The sequence below is a fragment of the Methanolobus sp. WCC4 genome (assembly GCF_038022665.1).
GTDB lineage: Archaea > Halobacteriota > Methanosarcinia > Methanosarcinales > Methanosarcinaceae > Methanolobus.
Genome location: NZ_CP150629.1, coordinates 1,189,962 through 1,213,480 on the forward strand (window position 1 = coordinate 1,189,962; position 23,519 = coordinate 1,213,480).

20 protein-coding genes are annotated in these 23,519 nt (G+C 43.9%); 10 read left to right on the top strand and 10 right to left on the bottom strand.

From position 1 onward, the window contains the following. Positions 1-170: 170 nt before the first annotated feature. A complete protein-coding gene (locus V7O63_RS05915; RefSeq protein WP_340820582.1) occupies positions 171-1,421 on the bottom strand; it encodes a DUF4352 domain-containing protein in 1,251 nt (416 codons plus the stop codon). Between the two features lie 318 nt (positions 1,422-1,739). On the opposite strand from V7O63_RS05915, the gene V7O63_RS05920 reads away from it, so the two are divergent. Next, entirely contained in the window at positions 1,740-2,318 is a 579-nt protein-coding gene (locus tag V7O63_RS05920; protein WP_340820583.1) for a flavodoxin family protein, read from the top strand. A 474-nt stretch (positions 2,319-2,792) separates the two neighbouring features. On the opposite strand, the gene V7O63_RS05925 is transcribed toward V7O63_RS05920, so the two are convergent. After that, a complete protein-coding gene (locus tag V7O63_RS05925) occupies positions 2,793-3,602 on the bottom strand; it encodes a hypothetical protein (RefSeq protein ID WP_340820584.1) in 810 nt (269 codons plus the stop codon). A 182-nt stretch (positions 3,603-3,784) separates the two neighbouring features. On the opposite strand from V7O63_RS05925, the gene thrC reads away from it, so the two are divergent. Together thrC and V7O63_RS05935 are read left to right on the top strand one after the other, a co-directional pair. Then, entirely contained in the window at positions 3,785-5,128 is a 1,344-nt protein-coding gene (gene thrC / locus V7O63_RS05930; RefSeq protein WP_340820585.1) for a threonine synthase, read from the top strand. Between the two features lie 72 nt (positions 5,129-5,200). Further along, positions 5,201-5,440, top strand: coding sequence for a DUF2769 domain-containing protein (locus V7O63_RS05935; RefSeq protein ID WP_340820586.1), 240 nt, complete (start codon positions 5,201-5,203; stop codon positions 5,438-5,440). A gap of 506 nt (positions 5,441-5,946) precedes the next feature. Here the strand turns inward: V7O63_RS05935 and V7O63_RS05940 are convergent. Continuing rightward, a complete protein-coding gene (locus V7O63_RS05940; protein WP_340820587.1) occupies positions 5,947-6,324 on the bottom strand; it encodes a hypothetical protein in 378 nt (125 codons plus the stop codon). A gap of 194 nt (positions 6,325-6,518) precedes the next feature. Here V7O63_RS05940 and V7O63_RS05945 point away from each other — a divergent pair, with 194 nt between their 5' ends. The 3 genes from V7O63_RS05945 (at position 6,519) to V7O63_RS05955 (ending at position 8,301) form a co-directional block, all read left to right on the top strand. After that, positions 6,519-6,944: a phosphate-starvation-inducible PsiE family protein gene (locus V7O63_RS05945; protein WP_340820588.1), complete on the top strand. Its 426-nt coding sequence runs from the start codon at positions 6,519-6,521 to the stop codon at positions 6,942-6,944. Positions 6,945-7,103: 159 nt separating this feature from the next. Continuing rightward, positions 7,104-7,817 (top strand): type 1 glutamine amidotransferase, encoded by a 714-nt coding sequence (locus V7O63_RS05950; RefSeq protein ID WP_340820589.1) that lies wholly within the window; start codon positions 7,104-7,106, stop codon positions 7,815-7,817. Between the two features lie 16 nt (positions 7,818-7,833). Beyond that, entirely contained in the window at positions 7,834-8,301 is a 468-nt protein-coding gene (locus tag V7O63_RS05955) for a hypothetical protein (protein ID WP_340820590.1), read from the top strand. A 219-nt stretch (positions 8,302-8,520) separates the two neighbouring features. Here the strand turns inward: V7O63_RS05955 and V7O63_RS05960 are convergent, their stop codons facing one another. Together V7O63_RS05960 and V7O63_RS05965 are read right to left on the bottom strand one after the other, a co-directional pair. Then, positions 8,521-8,856 carry a P-II family nitrogen regulator gene (locus V7O63_RS05960; RefSeq protein ID WP_340820591.1) on the bottom strand — a complete coding sequence of 112 codons (336 nt, stop codon included), beginning with the start codon at positions 8,854-8,856 and terminating at the stop codon, positions 8,521-8,523. 10 nt (positions 8,857-8,866) lie between these two features. Further along, positions 8,867-10,063, bottom strand: a complete 1,197-nt coding sequence (locus V7O63_RS05965) for an ammonium transporter (RefSeq protein ID WP_340820592.1) — start codon at positions 10,061-10,063, stop codon at positions 8,867-8,869. Positions 10,064-10,276: 213 nt separating this feature from the next. Here V7O63_RS05965 and V7O63_RS05970 point away from each other — a divergent pair, with 213 nt between their 5' ends. Together V7O63_RS05970 and purB are read left to right on the top strand one after the other, a co-directional pair. Next, a complete protein-coding gene (locus tag V7O63_RS05970) occupies positions 10,277-10,477 on the top strand; it encodes a CDGSH iron-sulfur domain-containing protein (RefSeq protein ID WP_340820593.1) in 201 nt (66 codons plus the stop codon). A 158-nt stretch (positions 10,478-10,635) separates the two neighbouring features. Next, positions 10,636-11,973, top strand: a complete 1,338-nt coding sequence (gene purB, locus V7O63_RS05975; RefSeq protein WP_340820594.1) for an adenylosuccinate lyase — start codon at positions 10,636-10,638, stop codon at positions 11,971-11,973. A gap of 311 nt (positions 11,974-12,284) precedes the next feature. Here purB and V7O63_RS05980 read toward each other — a convergent pair whose 3' ends face one another. Beyond that, positions 12,285-14,183, bottom strand: coding sequence for a histidine kinase N-terminal 7TM domain-containing protein (locus V7O63_RS05980; RefSeq protein ID WP_340820595.1), 1,899 nt, complete (start codon positions 14,181-14,183; stop codon positions 12,285-12,287). 359 nt (positions 14,184-14,542) lie between these two features. Further along, entirely contained in the window at positions 14,543-17,371 is a 2,829-nt protein-coding gene (gene uvrA, locus V7O63_RS05985; protein ID WP_340820596.1) for an excinuclease ABC subunit UvrA, read from the bottom strand. Positions 17,372-17,714: 343 nt separating this feature from the next. On the opposite strand from uvrA, the gene V7O63_RS05990 reads away from it, so the two are divergent. Both V7O63_RS05990 and V7O63_RS05995 read left to right on the top strand, forming a co-directional pair. Next, on the top strand, positions 17,715-18,209 hold the full coding sequence (locus V7O63_RS05990) for a flavodoxin family protein (RefSeq protein ID WP_340820597.1): 495 nt from the start codon (positions 17,715-17,717) through the stop codon (positions 18,207-18,209). Positions 18,210-18,287: 78 nt separating this feature from the next. Continuing rightward, a complete protein-coding gene (locus V7O63_RS05995) occupies positions 18,288-18,482 on the top strand; it encodes a hypothetical protein (protein WP_340820598.1) in 195 nt (64 codons plus the stop codon). Positions 18,483-18,567: 85 nt separating this feature from the next. On the opposite strand, the gene V7O63_RS06000 is transcribed toward V7O63_RS05995, so the two are convergent. The 3 genes from V7O63_RS06000 to V7O63_RS06010 all read right to left on the bottom strand — a co-directional run bounded on the left by V7O63_RS06000 (position 18,568) and on the right by V7O63_RS06010 (position 23,370). Beyond that, entirely contained in the window at positions 18,568-19,233 is a 666-nt protein-coding gene (locus V7O63_RS06000) for a hypothetical protein (RefSeq protein ID WP_340820599.1), read from the bottom strand. 224 nt (positions 19,234-19,457) lie between these two features. Beyond that, entirely contained in the window at positions 19,458-19,898 is a 441-nt protein-coding gene (locus V7O63_RS06005) for an immunoglobulin-like domain-containing protein (protein WP_340820600.1), read from the bottom strand. Positions 19,899-20,322: 424 nt separating this feature from the next. Next, a complete protein-coding gene (locus V7O63_RS06010) occupies positions 20,323-23,370 on the bottom strand; it encodes an FAD-binding and (Fe-S)-binding domain-containing protein (protein ID WP_340820601.1) in 3,048 nt (1,015 codons plus the stop codon). Positions 23,371-23,519: the final 149 nt, after the last annotated feature.

Sequence of the window (23,519 nt, forward strand, 5' to 3'; positions counted from 1 at the left end):
ATAATTTCATATTTTTTCTAGTTTCATTTATGTTAAAGAAAAAACCACCACAAAAACAGCCACAATAAACAGAAGCCCACTTAAAAAAAGAAAAAAGCAATCATGCGAATAGATCTGCATGATCACTATTGCCCGAACATCTACGACACGGGTCGATAGTTGTATTGAATTCAATAATCTATAGGCCTGTAATACCAGGAATTAGTCATAATAGGTGGGTTGTATGCATCATAGACCAATGATTCTATGGTATTGTTTTCAGGTATCAGGTAGACAATCTGGGTTTCAGTCTGCATTCCGGGCTCAACATCGATAGAATTAGAGGATATTTCGTCTGAGTATGTCACCATATCATGATCGTAGCTTACTCCGCTGGCGATCAGTTTCCAGTTATTCGGGTCTGTTGAGATGGATCTTACTTCACGATTGTTGAGAAAGATATTACACACCACAAAATTGTACCCATCCGGTGCAGTATTATTACCTATTTGCTTTGAGAGTGCGGGCATCCAGTCCCACCATGTGGAGCGGCTGTTGCCTTCACTATAGTACCAGGTGCTATGTATTGGTGGTATATTATCTGCGGTGCAACTTATTCCTTCTATAGTAATATCTTCCTGTATCAGGTATACTATCTGGGTTTCAGCCTCCATTCCATTCTCAACATCGATAATATTACAGGATATTTCATTCGAGTACGTTGCCATATCGTGTTCATGGCTCACTCCGCCAGCGACCAGTTCCCAGTTATCCGGGTCAGTTGAGATCGCCTCATTATCGTTGTTCTGGAAATAGAGGTCACACACTACGAAATCGTACCCATATGGTGCGAGATCATTACCCACTCGATCAGTGAGTTCGTATTTCCAGTCAAAATTAAGTGTGAATGCTGAAGGGTCCAGATAGCTATGATAATGCCAATCACGTGACAGGTAGTAGGGGTAATCTACGGCGCAGTTCAGTTCCTGGATACTACGATTTGTCTGTACCAGATAGACAATTTGAGTTTCCATCTCTTCTCCATCCCAATAATCCTCTCCTCCTTCAGACCAATTATCAATGTATTCATCAAGCTTTTCTTGAGTCCAATCATCGACCTCTTCTCCAGTCCAACCATCGATTTCTTCTTCATACCAAGTATCGAGCACTTGTCCTGGCCAATCATGCATCGAATGATAGGATATTTCATCCGAGTATGTTGCTATATCATGGTTATGGCTTACTCCTCCAGCGGTAAGTTTCCAGTTACCCGGCTCTGTAAAAATAGGTCCAAATTCATTATTCTGTAGATGGATCGTACACACTACAAAATTGTAACCTTCAGGTGCTGTATAATTGCCTACCTGCTCTGAGAATTCGTATTTCCAGTCCCAGAAACATGTGCGATCTATGATGTCCTGTGCATAAGCTTCAGCCATCATATTGGCTTCTTCCTGTAAAAAGTCAGTCTCGATTTCCCAATATGCTAATAGTAGTAAGAAAAGCAGCACAATTGCCAATACCATATATATTATGTATTTCCCGAATTTCATGTTATTTCACTCTGTTTGATAGGAAATATTCATTCTATTAAAAACATTTGAAATTGTATGCTGCTAAAAATCTTTCGAAATATCATCGCAAATCCGAGAGATTTAAAATAATAGTTTGTTTTTCAATCATTCCAACTCATTTATCACTCTTCATTTTCATATATCACATCTGGAATTACGAATTCATATCAACAAGAGGAAACCACCATGAAAGTCATCGCAATAAACGGAAGCCCACGTAAAGAAGGAAACACCGCACACCTCCTGAAAGAACTAACCAACAAGCTCGAGGCAGAAGGTATCGAGACCGAGACCATCAACATTGGCGGGAAGAAAGTTCGTGGCTGCACTGCATGCATGAAATGCTTTGAGAATAAGGACAGCAAGTGTGTCTTTGATGATGATGTCATCAATGAGTGCATTGCTAAGATGAAGGATGCCGATGGTATTGTCATTGGTTCGCCGACCTATTTCGCTGATGTGAACACAGAGACCAAGGCACTAATTGACCGTGCGGGTTTCGTGGCTATTGCTAATGGTGGGCTCTTTTCAAGGAAGGTCGGTGCTGCTGTTATTGCGGTTCGAAGGGCAGGTGCTGTTCATGCTTATGACTCCATCAATCATCTCTTCGGGATAACCAATATGGTTACCGTGGGTTCATCCTACTGGAACCTTGGTGTTGGCCTTAACCCCGGGGATGTCAATGAGGATGCTGAGGGTATGCAGACCATGGCTAACCTTGCCTCTAATATGGCATGGTTGCTGAAGAAGATAAATGCGGAATAAGTGTAAGCTTCCAGCTTACGTTTTTTACTTTTCTACATATGTGAAGTTCCGTTTTTGGCTCTGTATGGATCCTTCTTTGGATAGTTCATGCCTATTAAGATATGGAAAAATAATGATTTTTAGTTGCCGTTATGCAGAAAAAAGTTCAAGCAGCAAATTATTCTTCACTTTTTCGGATTGTGCCGGCTTCGCCGGGTCCCTTCGGGATGGTTGAAGTTATCCATGACTTCGGTTTGCAAAACTTGTTGTATAATGTATCGTTGTGTTTCTGGTAGTTCTGCAAAAGGTTATTTGGAAATAAAGAACAGTACGACCACCCGCCGCAGGCGGCACGTTCCATTGCTACTAATTGAAAAAATTGACTTTATTCGATAATTGATAGCTGTTGACTTCAAAGCTCAATTAACATGGTCTCTACAGAGCTGAAATATAGATTATATGCCTAAGGCAGGCCAGGTGGCATTGCCTTAGTCATCAATAGATTCCATCGCCAGCGACCATAGATCCCTCTGCTGTGATCCAGCCGTCCTGTGGTCCGTTCATCCGGACGGCAACCCTGTCCTGGAAAGAGTTATGTCTCCATCCACCGGTCCTCCATTCATTTGCGCCGTTCACCTCAACGCGGATATAGACATCTGTCTGGTTCGAGGAGTTGTATTGTGCAAATATCCTGCTTTCATACTCATAGTATTCAGGTTCGATGTATTCCGGGGTCGGTATGTCGTATGGTGATCCTGAGCTGATAATATCGTATTTAGGGAGCAGGATCGATGCATTATCAAGAGGATCTTTTGTGTCGATGCTCTGGTTCACCCTTGTCATTACTGAGAACTCAACAGGCCACAACACGGGTGTTTCCTCTGAGTATTCATTCGATTCTGTAGCTACAGAAACTTCGTTCTCTGTATCTTCATCTTCTTCAATGGCAATCGGCAATGACTGATACCTGGGGATTATCCTGTCGTTTGTTATCGATAACATAGTTCCGTGCTCGGTTTCCACAATACTGAAGTTCCAGTCAGGAGCGTTATTATAGAAACCTCTGGAGAGCATATCCTCTCCAACAACAGATGTATTATTAAAGATGGGCAGTGGAACGTACAGTGTTACATTGTGCAGGGGCTTGTTAGCTTCGATAGAAATATCATAGTTGTAACTGCTCATGTACGACTCTTCCCTATGGCTGCCAGTCTCTACATACAACACTATCCCTGCAATGGAAATGATTACCAGTGCAGCAATTAATAGTGAGATTATCTTTAATATCCTGACTAGTTTCTTCACTGTCTCTCAACCTATAAGTTCTTTAGAATGTCATACTGTTGCATATTATTTAAATCTGTCATTCATCTGTCCGTAGGGGCAGTTGCTTTATGCGAATAGCAAGGTATTCATACTTATTTATCCTTTAAAGGTCATTATCTATCAATTACACTAATCCATATCAACTTTAATTCCTGATCAAAATGAAACTCTACAGCACAAATCTTAACGCGCCGGAAGTCAGCTTTGAGGAAGCCCTTATCACAGGACTTGCACCTGACAGGGGGCTTTACATGCCTCGCAGCCTTCCGAAATTCTCAAAGGAGGAGATCGATTCCTTTAAAGATGCACCGTATCCTGAGATAGCTTACAGGGTACTGAGCAAAGTACTCGAAGGCGAGGTAGATGACGAGTCACTGAGATCCCTCGTATATGATGCTTACAACTATGACGTCCCTCTTGAGGAGGTTGACGAGAATACCTACATCATGAGGCTTGACAGGGGGCCAACTGCATCATTCAAGGATTTTGCAGCCCGCATGATGGCAAGGCTCATGCAGTACTATCTCAGCAAGGAGAACAGGAGCCTCACTATACTCACAGCCACATCCGGTGATACCGGCAGCGCGGTTGCAGATGCCTTCTACGGTCTTGACAACATCAAGGTCATCGTACTCTTCCCGACAGACGAGGTATCCGACCGCCAGCGCAAGCAGATGACAACCCTTGGCAAGAACATCACCGCCATCTCTGTGGATGGCAAGTTCGATGACTGTCAGGCAATGGTGAAGCAGGCATTCGCAGATGAGGACCTTAAAGGTTTCAACCTCTCCTCGGCAAACTCCATCAACATTGGTCGCCTTGTGCCACAATCTATCTATTACGTCTACTCTTACGCAAAGCTCAGGAACTATCCTGAGGATATCATATTCTCTATTCCCTCAGGTAACTTCGGTAACATGATGGGCTGTGTCCTGGCAAGGACCATGGGAATCCCTGTGAAAAAGATAATAGCATCCGTCAATGAGAATGACGAGGTGCCAGCCTTCCTGAACACAGGCGAGTACAGCAAGATCGAACCTTCAAGGAACTGTCTCTCCAATGCTATGAATGTGGGACACCCAAGCAACCTTGCAAGGCTCATCGCTGTCTATGATGGTGTCATGGACGAGACCGGTCATATCAGTAAAGAACCTGATATGGCAAAGCTCAGGAATGACATCTACTCCGGCTCCGTAACAGATGATGAGACAAAGGCAACCATCAAAGAGATCTACGAGAAATACGGCATCCTTATAGAACCACACGGTGCAGTTGGAATAAAGGGACTTCTTGACTTCAGGGCCAGTACCGGCGACAACACTCTTGCTGTCACTCTGGAAACAGCAGACCCTGCCAAGTTCCCTGAGCATGTAAAGGCTGAGACTGGTGTTGAGCCTGAACTTCCTGAAAGCCTCAAAAAGATCGAGGCAAAGGAAGAGTTCATGGATTATCTCGGTACGGACTACGCAGGTTTCAAGAAATATCTTCAGGAAAAGCTCGGTTGAGCTTTCCTTCTTTTTCTTTTCTTTTCTTTCTTTCTTTTCCATTTTACCATTCCTTTATCATAGTGACTGAACATGACCGATGATAGAAACTGTTTCTCCGAAGGACGTGGCAAATACTTTGGTATCTGTACATCCTACCATCATTCCAAGGGTTGCAATTGTCCACAGTGTCCTTCCTATTCTGAAAAAGGAGTCTTTATGTTCTGTTCGAAAGGCCCTCGTCCGGATGTGAGTAAAAAGGGATGCCTCTGTTCAGGGTGTATAATACGCAGAAAATTCGGTCTTGAAGGAGATTACTTCTGTTCGGAGTGATCTCTATGTGGTCTATTGACACATTATTTATCTGAATATTCGCCTCATCATTATGATAATCATTATATATTATAATATAGATATATTAATATAGTAGAAAAAGATATTCTTAATTGTGGCAGGAACTTCCCTCAGTGACTGCCCGCAAAGAAATAAACCATAAGGTGTTACGATATGGTTTTTCCTCCCAGAATTACCCGGTAAAAAAACGTAAAGAACGGAATTGGATTGCACGGAAATGCGAGCACGATGTCTCTCCCCTCTGCATCATAAAAACGAAATGCTCACATTTCCAATAACCGGGATAAAAAGGAAAGGAGTATGAGCGGCTAAGGAACGGGGTGAGATCGTCCGAAAGGACAAATGGAGTATGAGCAGATCCGGGGCGTCATCCAGATTGTCAGGATGACGATGGGTTATTGTCGAACGGATCCTTAAAATTGCAATAAGGGGTTATTGTCAATTTCTTTTTCTATTTTTTATAATGAATAGACGGTTCTATCACTTCATTTTCTGCTGATGATCATAGCAATACAAATAACAATGAACACAGGAATCGCGATGAAGGGGAATTCTGGTATCTCCTCAACTTCGTTCTTATCATTGTTGGTGGCTCCTTCACCGGAGCTGCCACTTCCCTGATCATCGTTCGAATGGGATACCGAACTATGGCCTGTATGCTTCCACCATCCTTTCTTTTCCTCGGTGGATGGATTATCAGGTGATGACATCAAAGATGTTCCTTCATTTTCGTCCTCTTTTGTCGTATTTGTGGAATTATCTGGCATATCAGCTCCGGATAGTTCCATTGGCATCCTTGCCACCAGAACAAGGAACATGAATATGATGATGCCTGCAAATACATGCATTCTGTTTATTTTCAAGGATGTTGCCTCTTGTATTGGGATATCTTTTGAATTCCCGAGAATGCATTTATATCTTTCGTACTAGATATGCATTTTTTTTACACATAAAGTAACAATTAGCTCAATGAAAAAGAAAAACTACTTTACCCAGTTCTTCTAAAGATACATGAGTCTGGTGATCCAACTGTTAGATCCTCGGTGGTGGTAAATAAATGATAATTAAATACATAAACATGTTTCAGACCGTGGTCATCAAAGCAATTATCGTAATGATGGCATTAGTTATTCTGAGTGCTACACTGGAGATCGGATGGATCGTAGTTCTTGATATGGTCACTCCGCCTTACTTTGTGATTGGTGTGGAACAGATACTGGATGTATTCGGGCTTTTCTTCCTTGTTATCATCGGTATTGAGCTGCTCGAGACGGTCAAGATGATAATCATGGAATCATCCATGAATGTTGATGTGATCATCCTTGTAGGTATCACTGCAGTTGTAAGGAAAGTAATGATCATCGATATCAAAAGTACCGATCCAATCTTTCTGATGGGTATGGGTGTACTGATAGTTGCACTTGCAGCAACATACTATCTTGTGACCTCATCTGAAAAGGAGTTCAAGTGTACTCTTGACTGAGTGATGATGTGAATCAGAGCTTAAATGGCTGCTTGATTATTTTTTATTTTCATTTTTCATTTTCATTTTTCATGTATCCTCTGATTCCTGGTGGAAGTATTTCCAGTCAGTATACCCAAAAAGGTATATGTTCAAAACCCCCTTTCGAACCTGAATACTATGAATATACACTGTCTGGTACATCTGGAATTCGAAACACTCGGTAACATCAGGGAGTGGGCATGCAATAATGGTTATTCCATATCTGTGACCATGCCATACGTGAACTCTATCTATCCACAGCCTGATGAATTCGATCTCCTGATCATCATGGGTGGTCTTATGAGCGTCTATCAGGAGGATGAACATCCGTGGCTCATACAGGAAAAGGAGTTCGTAAAGGGAATCATCGATTCCGGAAAAGCTGTCTATGGAATATGTTTTGGTGCCCAGATGCTCTCGGAGCTGCTGGGAGGAAAGGTTTCCAGAAATGAGTTCCGTGAGATCGGCTGGCACAGTATAAGGTCACTCGATACTTTCAATGAGGACGAAGTGTTATTCAGCATTCCTTCAGAGTTGACCGTACTTCAGTGGCATGGTGATACTTTCACTCTCCCGGATGGGGCCAGGAGGCTCTTTGAAAGTGAGGCCTGCCCTGAGCAGGGATTCATATATGGCGATAATGTTCTGGCAGTACAGTTCCATCCGGAGGCCGATGAAAGCTGTATTGACAGTCTTATTTCAGAGTGCAGTTCTGATCTTGTGGAAGGGAAGTACATCCAGTCTGAAAAGGAGATCACTGGAAGGGATGACCTGTTAGCTTCATCTTCTGCACTTATGTCTGCGATACTGGACTGGTTCGAGGATGGCATAAAGGCAAGCACTCAGGAATAAAAAGGAGTTCTTAATTATGGATTGCAGAGATGACGGGGAAGTAAGACTTGGCTTGATGAGGGAATTGTGCAGGACTCGTCCTTTGAAGTACTCGGACCTTGATCATCTCAAAAAGGGCTCCACGAAGTTCCTCCATGAAAATGGATATTCACTTGAAGGCATTGCAGAGGCTCTTGAACTGGGTCTCAGGGATGTTGAGAACAACCTGAAAGGGACAGGTTATGAACTTGATTACAGGAAGATCGCTCCTTTTGAGGATAAGCTGCCGGATAACATTGGTGATGTGATCACAATAAAAGTTCCCACATGGGGAAAAGAAGATGTTGATGCATCTTTTAAGGCAAAGGTCCGGCAATGTATTCCCAGAGGTGGAGGATGTGGTCTCTCTGTTATCCTCCTCGAGGATGCAGGGGTTGAGATCCCACTTTTCGGAAAATGCAAAAAAGGTGATGAGATTGTCGTCCCTCTGGAATGGTATATCTAATGAGGGTGCTTCAGAGTTGCCTTAGTCTTATGCTGGTCATATATCTGGGCTCATATATTGGATAAGTATTGAGATCTCAAGGCTGGCAATGTTCTTTCCGCTTTGTTCAGTGGAAGTAATGTATTGTTCTCTGTAAACATGCAGTAGGAATTGTGGGAAGCCGGTCGGATGACCGACCGCACTAAGAAAAAAGAAGTGGATGTGGGATAACTCCCAACATCACTTAGATACTATCTCTTCATCATTCCTGATGGCGGCTACGATCTCGATAGGAGAGACAAAGATCTTACCATCGCCGAACTTTCCCGTTCTGGCGCTCTTCCTGATGATCTCGATGATAGGTCTGACATCCTCATCACCGACTACCATTTCGACCTGTGTCTTAGGGATCATATCTACCTTGATCTGGGTACCTCTATACTGGAGACAGATACCTTTCTGTGCACCACGACCTTTGACCTGACTCACGGTCATGGCAAAATAACCCTTCTCTTCCAGTGCTGCCTTTACATCTTCCAGTTTTTCCGGGCGAATTACTGCTTTTACTGTCTTCATTCATATCACCTCAGGCTATTGTAGATTCTCCATGCTGGGATATGTCAAGTCCAACATATTCTTCTTCGTCGGTCACGCGCAGTCCTATTGTCTTGTCTATAACTACTGCAAGTATGTATGTCATAACGAATGCATATAACATTGCAACGGTTGCGTCAAGCAATTGTACAAGGAACTGATGTGTGTTTCCGTAGAGGAGTCCATCCACTCCGCCGATAGCTGCGGTTGCGAATATTCCTGTTGCGATCGCGCCCCAGAATCCACCTACTCCATGTACTGCCCAGGCATCAAGACTCTCATCAAGTCCCTTGCGTACACGGAAGAGAAGTGCGCTGTAACAAAGTATACCTGCAGATCCACCGATCACAATTGCGGACATAGGTCCTACAAATCCTGATGCTGGCGTGATAGCTACAAGACCGGCTACAGCTCCACTGATAAGACCAAGGGAACTTGGTTTGCCCTTGATCCATGATGCTGCCATCCAGGTAATAGCTCCTGCTGCTGCTGAGATGTTGGTAACTACAAGGGCGTTGACAGCAAGTCCGTCTGCTGCAAGTGCGCTTCCTGCATTGAAACCGAACCATCCGAACCAGAGAAGTGCTCCACCTACCAGTGTCATGGTGATGTTCTCAGCTTCCATGCTGTATTTGCCGAAACCTGAACGGTTGCCTATAACAAGTGCCAGTGCAAGTGCACCGAATCCGGAGCTGATGTGAACAACAGTTCCACCTGCAAAGTCAAGTGCTCCCAGTTCGCCGGCCCAGCCGCCTCCCCATGCCCAGTGGGCAAGAGGGTCATACACAATGGTTGTCCAGAGGACTCCAAGTACTATAAATGAGCTTAATTTTATACGTCCGGCAACACCTGATGTGAGGATTGCCAGTGTTATTCCTGCGAAAACAAGCTGGAATACCATGAACAGCATATCAGGGATTCCTTCACCGTCTAGGCCTACGCCTTTCAGGAAGAGATAGTCAAGTCCTCCGATGAATCCGGATATGTCCGATCCAAAGGAGAGTGTGTAACCGATCGTTACCCACTGAATACTTACAACGGCAAATGAGATGAAAGCCATTGCGATCATGGAAATTACATTCTTGCTACGTACCATTCCGCCGTAAAAGAGCCCGACTCCGGGTGTCATCAACATTACAAGGGCGGTACAGATGATGATAAATGCTGTGTCTCCTGTGTCAAGAGGCATTTAGACCACCATCTCTGTTCTTTTTGATCTGATAATATTCTCCATAGTTCCACCTATTTTATATATCATTAATCGGATGTCTGCAGTGTCCTTCTTCCTTCCTATGCCTATATATTTAAAACTTTTGCTTAATCTTTAATGATAAACATTTTCAAAAACGACACAAAGGATCTTTTATATTTGTAACACCCATAGTACATCTGGAGTTTGAGTATGAGTGATAATGAAACATCTATTGAGGTCAGTAAAGACGGCCCTTATCTGGTAAAGAATCTCAATACCCTTGTGAATTCAAAGGGAGAGTCTCTTGAGACACAAGCTGTTGTAGCACTTTGCAGGTGTGGCTCTTCAAAGAACAAGCCGTTCTGCGATGGTTCCCATATTGAGGTCGGCTTCAAGGACGATAAGAACTGATCCATCCGGGCTTAACTGTCTATCTTTTTCTTATTGACCTATACAAAGCCTATTTATTGGTAGATCAACTATAGCAGAGGCATACTGTTAATTTGAATGATCTCTATATGTTGATATATCTACTATCTATTGAGATCATGATCATGGAGATTCAATAAATGGCAATCCATCCTATAGAATACCGTTATGGAACGGACGAGATGAAATTCGTCTGGAGCGAAGCAAACCGCCTTGAAAAGATAATGAAAGCCGAGGCTGCACTTGCCAGGGCTGAGGCAGATATAGGACTTATCCCTAAAGAAGCTGCAGATATAATAGAGAACAGTATCGGTTCTGTTGAGCTTGAAAGGGTAAAGGCGATAGAAGATGAGATCCACCACGATATGATGGCAGTGGTGCTCGCTATCTCTGAGAAGTGCGAGGAGAATGCTGACAAATGGGTCCACTTCGGTGCAACATCCAACGACATGCTTGATACAGCAACAGGCCTTCAGTTAAAGGAAGCCGTGCAGATCCTTGAGGCGAAGATCCACAAGTTACTTGATGTACTTCTTCTTCAGGCAGACACCCACAAGAATCTCGTATGTGCCGGAAGGACACACGGCCAGATCGGTGTCCCTACAACATACGGTCTCAGGTTCGCTATCTGGGCATCAGAGGTCGCAAGACACATCGAGCGTCTTGAGCAGCTCAAACCACGTCTTATCGTAGGTCAGATGACAGGTGCGGTTGGTACCCAGGCCGCATTCGGCAAGGATGGTATTGAGATCCAGAAGCGTGTAATGGAATATCTGGAGATCGGTTCTGTGGATGTTTCCAACCAGATCATCCAGAGGGACCGTCATGCAGAGTTCGTCATGTGGATGGCAAACACAGTAACAACCCTTGACAAGATCGCTGTTGAGTTCCGCTCTTTGCAGAGGAGTGAGATCGCTGAGGTCGAGGAGAGCTTCAGGAAGAAGCAGGTAGGTTCTTCCACAATGCCTCACAAGCGTAACCCTATCAAGTCCGAGCAGATATGCGGTCTTGCAAGGATCGTGCGTGCAATGATCGAACCTGAACTCCAGAACAACACACTCTGGGATGAAAGGGATCTTACCAATTCCTCGTGTGAAAGGATCGTTTTCCCAGAGGCATGTGTGCTCACCGATCATATCATCAAACTGGGAATAGGTGTCATCGAGAACCTCAGGTTCTATCCTGAGAACATCCGCCGCAACCTTGACCTTCTCAAGGGTCTGAACATGGGAGAGGCTGTGATGATCGAGCTTGCAATGCGTGGTGTCGGTCGCCAGGAAGCTCATGAGATCGTGCGTTCCAGTGCAATGGAAGCCCACGAGACCGGAGCACATTTCAAGGATGTCCTGCTGGAAAACAAGGAAGTTGCGAACTACCTGAGTGAAGAGGATATCATCAACCTTGTTGACCCTGACAAATACATCGGCACAGCAGTCGAGCAGGTCGAGATGGTAGTTGCTAAGTTGAAGAGGAACTGAGGTTCCCTTCATTTTTAATTTAATCTTTCTGAAGTTCCTGTTTTATTAGTTCTATTTCTTCCTCTATTCTTTCACGCAGGCAAAATACATTTTTTGTTATTTCCTGAACGAAATCCCATAATTTCATCCGGCTTGGGATTTATGGAATTAAAGGGTATGACTATAAATCTCTAGTATCAAATATCCATGAAAATTATCTCGGAATTTGCACATTAAAAAAGATGGATGCTTCATTTCCATTGTTTGTCATGACCATCCCGGCATCTGTGAGGGATTTGGAAATAATTCTCAGGGAGATATCCATACTGATCTTATTTGTTCTCTGCAATGGGTATCGAAAACCTGTTTACATTCTCATCTTTCTCAATATCCTGGCAGTTGTCCTCTTGAGTTCTTATGATGACTGTTTCATTGTTTTCAATAGGTGTTCTTACTGTGAAATAGAACGTACTACCTTTGTTTGTCTCACTATCAAGCTCAAGTTTTGAACCCATAAGTTTCAGGAGTTTGTTGGATATTGTTAATCCAAGGCCAGTTCCTCCGTATTTTCGGTTGATCGACCCATCTGCCTGTGAGAATGACTCGAATATCCTTTTCTTATTATTCTCCTCGATACCTATGCCTGTATCGATAACAGAGAACGCGACCTCTATCTCATTTTCATTATCCTGGATTGCCGGGGTTTCGACCTTTAGTTCGACCTTACCTTCTTCAGTGAATTTTATAGCATTGCTCAACAGATTGATCAATACCTGCCTCAATCTTAACTGATCCACGAGAATAAATGCAGGAACCCTGTCATTGATGGTGAATTTGAGTTCCAGTCCCTTCTCATGGGCTTTGAACTTGATGATATCCATTATAAGTTCCAGCAGGTGTCTGAGATCTGTCCTTTCAGGGGCCAGTTCAAGTCTTCCAGCCTCTATCTTTGAAAAATCGAGTATTTCATTGACAAGGTCAAGTAATGTGTTTGCTGATGTGTATACTGTTTTCATGTAATGGGCCTGGGAATCTGTCAGCTTTGTATCCATCAGGATATCTGAGAAACCGATAATACCGTTAAGTGGGGTGCGGATCTCGTGGCTCATATTCGCAAGGAACTCACTTTTGGCACGATTCGCCATCTCTGCACGGGCGGTCGCATCTTCAAGTTCCCTGTTAGTTTCCAGTAGTTTTTCTTCAGATTCTTTACTCTCAGTGATATTCATGAGAATGATCATTTGTCCCATCAGTTCCCCATTCTCATTGGAGAGTGGAAGGGAAGTTATCTTCAACCAGAAATTAGTTCCATTGATGTCTTTTTTTACTTCAATGCTATTGTTCTGCACTGTTTCTCTTCCGCAGGTTGTCAGTTCCGGCCAGTGATCCGTAAATTCCGCTACGTTCTTTCCAATATCATGTGGTCTAAGTCCAATGTAGTTTGCTGCAGATCTGTTGCAATCAACAATCCTTTTTGTTCCGTCAAGGACAATAACACCATCCGGTAGCTTCTCAAAAAGGGTGCTTCTTGCAATTGGTGCAACATCAAGTAATCTGTAATGTGTAAGCCCGACATAGATCATCAGGCCGGTAAATGGCAGTGAATAAGGTATCGGGTCGAGTCCCAGTGGGAACATACCAGCTATATACAGGAGCAGTACCATGAAAGGGAACAGTGCACCCGCGGTTACAATACTTACCTGCCTGCGGAACGCAGGAGTTATTTCCATCCACATGTTGATAAGAAGGACCATGCTGAAAAGAAGACAGAGCACATTGTAGAAATCCTGTACTGCGTACCATATCCCGGGTTCGAACACCAATGAGGGAAAGATGGTCGCAGAACTCATAATGATCGATCTGTGGTAAAGTGTATGCTGCTCAGTAGTAAACACAAGTATCATGGTTACCAGGGGAATGGAGAACAATGCAACGATGGTCGGGGTTTGCAACCAGTGTTTCTTACCTGTGTATTTGATCGCAAAAGTAAGGAAAAAAGCAGGTATGAATGGAATTCCAATATACTCCAGTTTATAGAATGTCAAAGCATTCTCAAATGTTGTTGAAGATATCTCCATTGCGTAGAAGAATACATATATGATAGTGGAGATGAGCAGAAATGTAAAACATGTAGTACCAACTGCATCTTTGTGTCTTCGAATACTGAATAACAGTGATCCAAGTATTAACGTCAGAACTAACAACGGGATTGCATAATAATTGAGGTACATGTTCAGTTTTTCCTGTATTCAGCAAGTTCTATAGCAGGATGCTGTCCAATCCCTTCGAATTATAGCCAATGATATATTCGTTCAATGAAGAGTCAATATTATGACTTTCTGGCAAAAATATCTGCTTCTTTCATACTGCTGTACTCGTCCATACTCCGTTTTCCAGAAACCATTATTTCTGAAAGGTCCTTGCTCTTCCTATCACAGGATATGAACTCAAATAAAAGCCATATCTCTACAAGTACGGATGTATGATATTCTAAATATATAACAGTTGTCTTGATCTTTCGATGGGAATAGTAATTTTTTTAAAAATAATGACTTAAAATGCCTGTATGGTGATCGGTCGGGTGACCTGATCATTCAAGCATCTTCTTCAAAAACTTACCAGTATAGGATATATCACTTTTAGCTACTTCTTCAGGAGTTCCCTGTGCGATAATCTCTCCGCCTCTGTCTCCCCCTTCGGGTCCCAGATCGATCAACCAGTCTCCGGTCTTGATCACATCGAGGTTGTGCTCAATGACTATCACGGTGTTTCCTGCATCAACAAGTCTTTGAAGCACCTCTAGCAGCTTTTTCACATCATCGAAGTGAAGACCTGTTGTAGGTTCGTCAAGTATGTAAACGGTCTTGCCGGTTGAGCGCTTGCTCAGCTCCGTTGCAAGTTTTACCCTCTGGGCTTCTCCTCCAGAGAGTGTAGTTGAGGATTGTCCAAGTTTAATGTACCCCAGTCCTACATCGTTGAGGGTCTGTAGCTTGCGGCTGATCTTCGGTACGTTCTCGAAGAAATCCAGTGCTTCCTCTACTGTCATATCAAGGACCTCAGCAATGTTCCTGTCCTTGTAGTTGACTTCCAGTGTCTCCCTGTTATAGCGCTTGCCGTGGCACACTTCACATGGAACATAAACATCAGGCAGGAAATGCATCTCAATGGTGATCGTTCCGTCACCTGAACATGCCTCGCACCTGCCGCCGCGAACATTGAAACTGAAACGTCCGGGCTTGTATCCTCTCGCACGTGCCATCTTTGTCTGTGCGAAGAGTTCCCTGATAGGTGTGAAAAGGTTAGTGTAAGTGGCCGGATTTGACCTTGGTGTACGTCCGATAGGTGACTGGTCAATGGTTATGACCTTATCAACGTTCTCCAGACCTTCAATGGAACTGAACTTGCCCGGCCTTTCCCTTGCCCGGTTCAACTCTTTTGCCAGTACTTTGTTGAGTGTCTCGTTGATCAGTGTGCTTTTACCTGATCCGGAAACACCGGTGACACATACAAGCACTCCCAATGGGAATTCCACATCAACTGATTTCAGGTTATTCTGGCTTGCACCGTACAATGTCATGGTGCCTGTAGGTTCCCTTCTTACTTCCGGTACTTCTATCTTGAGCTTTCCACTGAGGTACTTCCCGGTTGTGGAGTTCTTGTTCTTCATGATCTCCTTCGGGGTTCCTTCGGCAACTATCTCCCCGCCGTGGATTCCTGCACCAGGTCCCATGTCGACAACGTAGTCTGCATCGGAGATAGTCTCCTCGTCATGTTCCACTACAAGCACGGTATTACCGATATCCCTGAGGTGTTTCAGGGTGGTGATCAGTCTGAGATTGTCCCTCTGGTGAAGGCCGATGCTTGGCTCGTCAAGGATGTAGAGCACACCCATAAGACTTGATCCGATCTGTGTTGCCAGCCTGATACGCTGTGCCTCTCCACCTGAAAGTGTGGCAGCGGACCTGCTCAGTGTCAGGTAGTCCAGTCCAACATCCACAAGGAAACCAAGCCTTGCCTTTATCTCTTTGAGTATGAGGCGGGCAATGGTGTATTCCCTTTCATTGAGCTTTGGTTCAAGTTCTTTGAAGAACTCCAGAGCTTCCTCTACTGACATCTCCGTAGTATCGATGATGTTCTTCCCATCGATGGTAACTGCAAGTGTTACAGGTTTGAGCCTCTTCCCATGGCATGTAAGGCATGGTTTTGTGCTGATGTACCTGCTCATCCTTTCCTTACTGTTCTCGGACTCGGATCCCTCATATATCCTTGAGAGATTGGCGACAACTCCCTTGAAGCGTCCTTTATGTTTCCACATTCCACCATTCTTTCCGACATGGACGAAAGGAATGAGTTCCTCGCTGCCGTAGAATATGATATTCTGTATCTCAGGGTCCAGTTCCTCAAAGGGAGTGTCCATTGAGAATCCTTTGTGGTTCGCAAGTGACTGGAGGGACTGCATGTAGTAACCGTCCTTCTTCTTGCTGTACCAGGGTTCTACTGCTCCTTCATTCAGTGAGAGTGTTCTGTCAGGGACTATGAGTTCAGGGTCGAACTCCATCGTTGTCCCGAGTCCGTGACATTCGGCACATGCACCCTGCGGGCTGTTGAAAGAGAACGCTGCTGGTTCCATTTCCTCAAAACCTATTCCACATTCAGTACATGCCAGCTTCTCGCTGAACGTAAGCTCCTCTCCGTCAAGAATCTGAACTGCTATCGTCCCTCCGCTTTTTTCAAGTGCGGTTTCCACGGAGTCTGACAGTCTTTCCCTGATACCTTCCTTGATGACGAGTCTGTCAACCACGATGTCAATATTATGTTTGAAGTAACGTCCGAGCTCTATATCTTCAGCATCATCCAGTGAGTGTATCTCTCCGTCCACACGTACACGTGTAAAACCTTCAGCACGCAGGTCAAGGAGGAGTTTCTTGTACTCGCCTTTTCTTTCCCTCACCAGAGGGGCAAGTACGTGTATCTTTGTCCCCTCCCGCAGGTTCATGATACTGTCAACTATCTGGTCGACGCTCTGTGTCTCGATTATCCTGCCACAGTCTGGACAGTGCCTGATGCCGATGCGGGCGAAGAGCAGTCTCAGGTAGTCGTAGATCTCGGTGACGGTTCCTACGGTGGAACGGGGGTTCTTGCTAGTGGTCTTCTGCTCTATGGATATGGCAGGGGACAAACCTTCGATGTACTCCACATCCGGTTTTTCCATAAGGCCGAGGAACTGTCTTGCATACGCAGAGAGTGATTCCACATACCTGCGCTGTCCTTCGGCGTAGATGGTGTCAAAAGCAAGTGATGATTTGCCAGATCCGCTGAGCCCGGTGATAACTATAAGTTTGTCACGGGGCAGGGTCAGGTCTATATTCTTGAGGTTGTGCTCCTTAGCACCTTTTATCCTGATGCTGCTCAAAGACATTGTCTACTCTGATGCCTGATTAATAATTATAGTTTGTGGTATAACGAACAAATATTCAATACATCTCAGTTAAACGCCTGACCATTCTCCTTCTTTCTGGCAACGGCATTCTTTTTCTGTATGCTTCTGATCGTGGTGATCATCTTAACCCTTCTCTCGAATTCTGTCATGTATGGATAATTGAAAAATAGTGTATATATGGAATACGTAAGCGGGGTGAAAGTGTTTTAGGAGAGCCCGGGTCATTTTTTTGTATCGCAGGAAAGTTGCTACATTTTCCTGACGCTTATCTATATAAATCTATAGCAGATACACTATTTATCCAAATATAGAGGTATCTAAAATGAAAACACTTGTAACATACATGACCCAGACAGGGAACACACAGAAGATCGCAGAAGCCATCTTTGGCGAACTCGAGGGCGAGAAAGATATCAAACCTATAGGTGAAGTTGCAGACCTTGAAGGATATGACCTTGCTTTCATAGGTTTCCCTGTACTGCAGTTCGATGTGCCTGCAAACGTAAAGACATTCATCTCCGAGAAGACAGCAGGTAAGAACATTGCCATCTTCATGACCCATGCAGTCCCGGAAGGCACTGAGGTCATCCACTCATGGACAGGTTCAGCAACTGATGCTGCTGCAGATGCTAATGTACTCGGTTCATTCGATTGTCAGGGAGAGCTTGCACAGCCGGTCATCGATATGCTTCTGAAGATGGATGACCCACAGATGAAAGCATTCGGTGAAATGGGTCCATCCACAAAGGGACAGCCTGATGAATCCCGTGTCCAGAAGGCAAAGGAATTCGCAAAGGAAGTACAGGCAAAATTATAATTATCTGTCTGACTTATCTTTATCTGGAAAAACAGAAAAATGTTCGAACAACTGAGAAACAAGCGGAGGGGATAATAAATGACAGACCAGAAGAAGGCTCCAGTATTCTGTGAGAACTACTGTCTCGTATGCAGAGGCGCACGTGCCGGAAATGGCTTTTTCAAGGCCATCCAGAACCTTGAACTTAAGATATTCGGCAAGAATGGCTGCCCATGGGGCAAGGCAAGAACAGAATACTATGGTGTCACGCCTGACAAGCCAATTAAAAAATAAGTTTTTAGTTAAAATGAATCATGATGGGTCTTTATGATCCATCTCATTCTCTGTTTTCCTGGTTTTTGAGCTGATATGATCTGCTTCAAAGCCTTTCTTCGACTATTTTGGCAATTCTCATAGCTTCATCCAGGTCTTTACCCGGCTCATCTCTTACATTTATAGTTACCAATTCATTATTAGAGGTCATGAATATTAGCTCGGTCCGTGAAGTATCTGGATCATCGGCAGGAGAACTGGATGAATAGATACCATTAGTGCCAATGTTGCAAGTGTCAGTATCGTATTCTGCTCCCTGTGTTTCTATACTCTGCTGTTCTGTTGCATTTCTAAACATTTCGATCCATTCATAACTTCGTTCAAACATTGCTTCCAGTCCTTCATCTGAATCATATCTTTCAATCTCAACAGCTACCGCACGCTGCCCCGATTCATCCATCCAATAGGATTTCTCCCCAACATTGCGAGTACCCAATGGCAAAGCGTCTGTATATTTACTAGCATTGTATAGTCTCCTGGTGTAATGATCATTTTCAGGGACTGCATAGAAGAAATAACTGTTTAAAGTACGTCCTGGTATATCTTCCTGATCAACTATTATATCAGGGATTTGAATTGATCCTACTCCTGTTTCCGAAGAATATGATGTTTCTGATGTACTTCCATCTTCATCATTAACACAGCCTGAAAAGAGTATACAGACTATTAACATAAAATGTATCAATAATTTTTTTATATCAACCCACTCCATAACTTTACATATTTACTTTATTATAGTTTAATTTATTGTACTATGTATATTTTTATTTGATTTTCTGATATTTTTCTCTCGAACTTTTTTAATGGTTAATTAGGAGTGCGAGATGTTTGATTGATTTTACTTCCAATTTCGCCAAATAAAGGAAAAATGAATATGAGCGGATGGGTACTATATTCGATTAATTCTTTGCCGAAATTATTTACAAGAAAGAGCCATTAATTTGTTACTTCAAAATTAGCATAGTAAATCTTTTTATCATAATTTCCTGCACTTCTGAAATCATAAATCTCTTTACCTATTCTGTAATTACCTTCAGGTAGCTCACCATATATCCATTCCCAAGAAAATGCCCATTGTACAGTGTCATTCATTGGAATAAGCCAAGCCTCATCTGTCCAAGCTCTTTCATATTCTGATGGTGTCATTTCTACAGGTAACCATTGTTCATTTATTGATTCTTCTAATACAAGATAGCTACCAGTAAATAATTCTCCAGTTGGTTCTCCACCTGACTGTTTACATAGCAACGTCATTCCAGTAGGAGTAACTTTAGTTGCAGTTAATTGAATACCCCAAGGATCATCTATTTCTTCTTCAACGCATCCTGCAACTGCAAGAGCAGTTAGTAATACTAGTAAAATCATTAATTTCTTCATTTACGCCACCAATAACACAAGCTAGATACACCTATTTAATAAATTACACGTGCGTCCTATTTTCTTATGAAGTATATTGCATACAAAGTATATTTAACTGTTATCATTTTAAATTGAACTAGATATAACTGTAGAAAGGTGGGTAAAGATGTTTTTGTTTGTTCCATTATGCCCTAATAAAGGAAAATCTTCCAATAGCTTTATACAAATCCCTTTGTCCTTTAAAACAATCCTGGTTTTATTGCAAGCCAGCAGAGGCGAAGGAGATTTATTCCTATTATGCCAACTAATCGGAAATTATTAGGAATGAAAAAATTGAACATTAAGGTATAATGCCTGATCCGCCAAACTCAAAATTGAAATTACTAAAAAAGTACCAAGAATAAGAAGACTGAAAGTGCTTCTTATTCCTTGCATGTTATGTTCAGTTCGCCTTAATATACTCTATCATCTTCGGCGTCAGCAATGGTGCTATCTGCGGAAGCATATTAGGCAGCAGGTTACCCATTGCAGCAGGCATGAGGTCAGGCATCTGTTCCTTCATGTGATCTGGCATCGGGACTCTCTTCTCCACGGCCTTGAGCATCTTCGGCATGACCTTTGGCATCAGGGATGGCATGAGCAGAGGCATCATCTTCGGCATCATTGGCTTCATGAGTGCATCCATGCCCGGTACGTACTTCACCGTCTTCATCATGGCCTGCATGGGTGCAGGCATGGCTGCGATCATATCAGGCAGCAGTTCCACCATCATCTCGGTCATGTTCTCCGGTTCCATGAGTTCGATCATCTTGTCGAAGGTTGACCAGGCAACAAGTGCTTCATTCGTGGAATCGGGGATGTCATATCCGAGACTGCGGGCTGCAAGGGCTCCAAGGTCCTGTATCTCCATGTTGACATTGTTCTCCTTGGCAGCTATCCTGAACTGTACCATACAACATGGACATAGTGCAGCCATAATGTCAGCATCCTGGTCCACAGCTTCCTGCAGACGTACATTTCCGATCTTACTGGCCACTTTCGGCTCATCGATAAGTGTCACAACAGAACCACAGCAAAGGGCATTTTCACGATTATGTTCCATTTCTTTGAACTTGACCCCTGGGATTGCTTTCAGCAGTTCCCTTGGAGGCTCGTAGACACCTGCACCGGCTCTGCCGAGGTGACATGAGTCATGCCATGCAATGGTCTTGTTCAAAGGTACCTTGAACTTAGGCTTAAGCACATCCAGTTTATCCATGAGCACTTCAGAATAGTGCTTTGCCTCAATGTCAAAGCTCATTCCCAGTTTCTCAGCCCACTGCGGATATATCGTTCTCCACATAAGCAGACATGCAGGACATGAAGTGACAACGGTCTTGGCACCTGCCTTCTGCATGTTGGCGATGTTCATTTTCAGGATCCTCTCGAAAACGTCCCATTTTCCTGCAACAAGCATTGGTATTCCACAGCATGCTTCCTTGTCACCAAGGTATGTGAACTCAATTCCCGCATCATCCAGCAGGCGTGCGGTTCCGATAGCAACGTCCTTTTCAACGAAGGATGCGGTACAACCGGCGAAATAGGCGATCTCAGCCTTGTCCTTTATCTTTGCTTTGAGATCATCAGGCAGCCATTTGGCCCTGTCCTCACGATAGCTGGCCCAGATATTCCTCTGGTTATCCAGACTCTGTGCCATGATCTCGAATGGAGGAATGGTCATCATGCCTCTCTTCTGGACGAAGTTCTCCCTGAGCGTCATCCATGAGCGCTCGATCGGAAGGTCCAGTTGACAGTTATGGTCACACATCTCACACGTGGTACAGGCAAGGAAAGTATCCACCTGTTCCTGGTCAAGGGGCATCTTCCCGGCAAGGTGTTCCTTGATGAAGAACCATTTGCCACGTGGTGACTGTGATTCCCAGCCACGGCCGTAGTACTGGTCACACTCATTGACACAGTATCCGCACTGTGCACAGGTGTAAGCATGGGATATGATGTCTCCGGGCAGTCCTTTCTCATCTTTGAATTCCTGATCACCCACACCTGACATATTTCCAACCGCACGTGCCATTGGTTCGAATGTCTTTGCAAGGGAAAGTCCCGTATTGATCATGGACTTGCCTGTCATGGTCTCAGGGTTCATGATATCATCAGGGTCGATCTGCTTCTTGAAGTCCTGAATTGTTTTAAAGCGGTCCTTGTACACTTTCTCTGCCTGACTTGCAAAGTAAAGACCGGAAGCGTATATTCTTCCACCATTCTCCTCTGCGATCTTCACAATGCTCAGTGCGAGAGGGAATGCGAGGTTGTACTTGAATGACCTTTCAGAGTGTGGCATGAAACAGAGCATGATCGCCTCGTCACCCTTTGTCACCATACCTTCAACAAGGACCGGAAGGCCGATCTTCTTCTCTATCTCGGTGAACATCGTGTCGATCTTGTCAACCGGTACAACAACCTCTGCCGGGATGAACGAAGGACCGAGTCTCTTGACCTTCATGGACCTGAACCATTCCTGAGTCTCATGTTCAGCGATCTCATCAGGAAGCTTCTCTCCTCCTGCTTCTTTGATCACGCTTTCAAGGTCACTTACATCCCTTGACTCAGGATAGGCGAAGTTGCATATGTAGGAAAGTGGCAGCTCCGGTCTGTGTTCCTCAACCGTCTCGCCGTAATGTGTTTTATAAGGAGACTTGTTCTTCATCTCGGCCCACTGTGGATTCAGGAAGGAGATCGCCCATATCGGGATATTCCTCTCACCAACCTTTTTGATAGCTTCCTTCATGCTGGCAGCATCAGGGAACTTTGCTGAGATGGCTGCGGTCTTCTCGTATTTTCTTAAGTTAAGTGTGACCTGTGTGATAATTCCGGTAGTACCCATGGTACCTATGATCTTTCCAAGCTCAGCACCTGAGAAATCCTTTACCTCGCCGGTCGGTAACACTACCCTTGCTGATTCCATGGTGTCCTGTGACCAGCCGTATTCATAACTTCCGTAACCCACGCCGTTCTGGGCAAGCCATCCTCCGACGGTTGCTGCCATGGCACTTGAAGGGACTGCCTGCAATGCAAGTTCTTCCTCGTTCAGCTTTTCTTCAAGGTCATGCCATACGGCACCTGCACCAACTGTGACTTTGAGATTGTCCTTATCAAGATCGATGATTTCTCTCATTGGAGTTACATCGGCAACGATACCACCTTTTGTCGGGATGATACCTCCATATCCTGAGGATGCTCCTGCCCTTGGGACCACAGGGATCTTATATTTACGTGCAAAATTGATGAGTTCAACAGCCTTTTCTTCATTCCTTACTTTTACAATGGCAGCAGGTTTTGAGTTTCCGACCATCGTTTTGATGAGTGATGGTAATGCTCCCACATCATGTGTGTAAAAGTGTCTTTCCTTATCTTTGAAGTTAACTCCTTTTCCAAAAATATCCGCAAGCTCTTCCTTTTGCTGGTCCGAAAGTTCATGAATTGTATTTCCCATTTTATACTAACTCCACAAGTTCTATTTGTTTTTAGTAGATGTTAATGATTTTCACTTAATATAGTGACTATATGCGGACTATATATACTGAATTATATACTGCAGAATACGGTTGAATTATGGCAGTTCTGTATGGCTTTCATTATCCT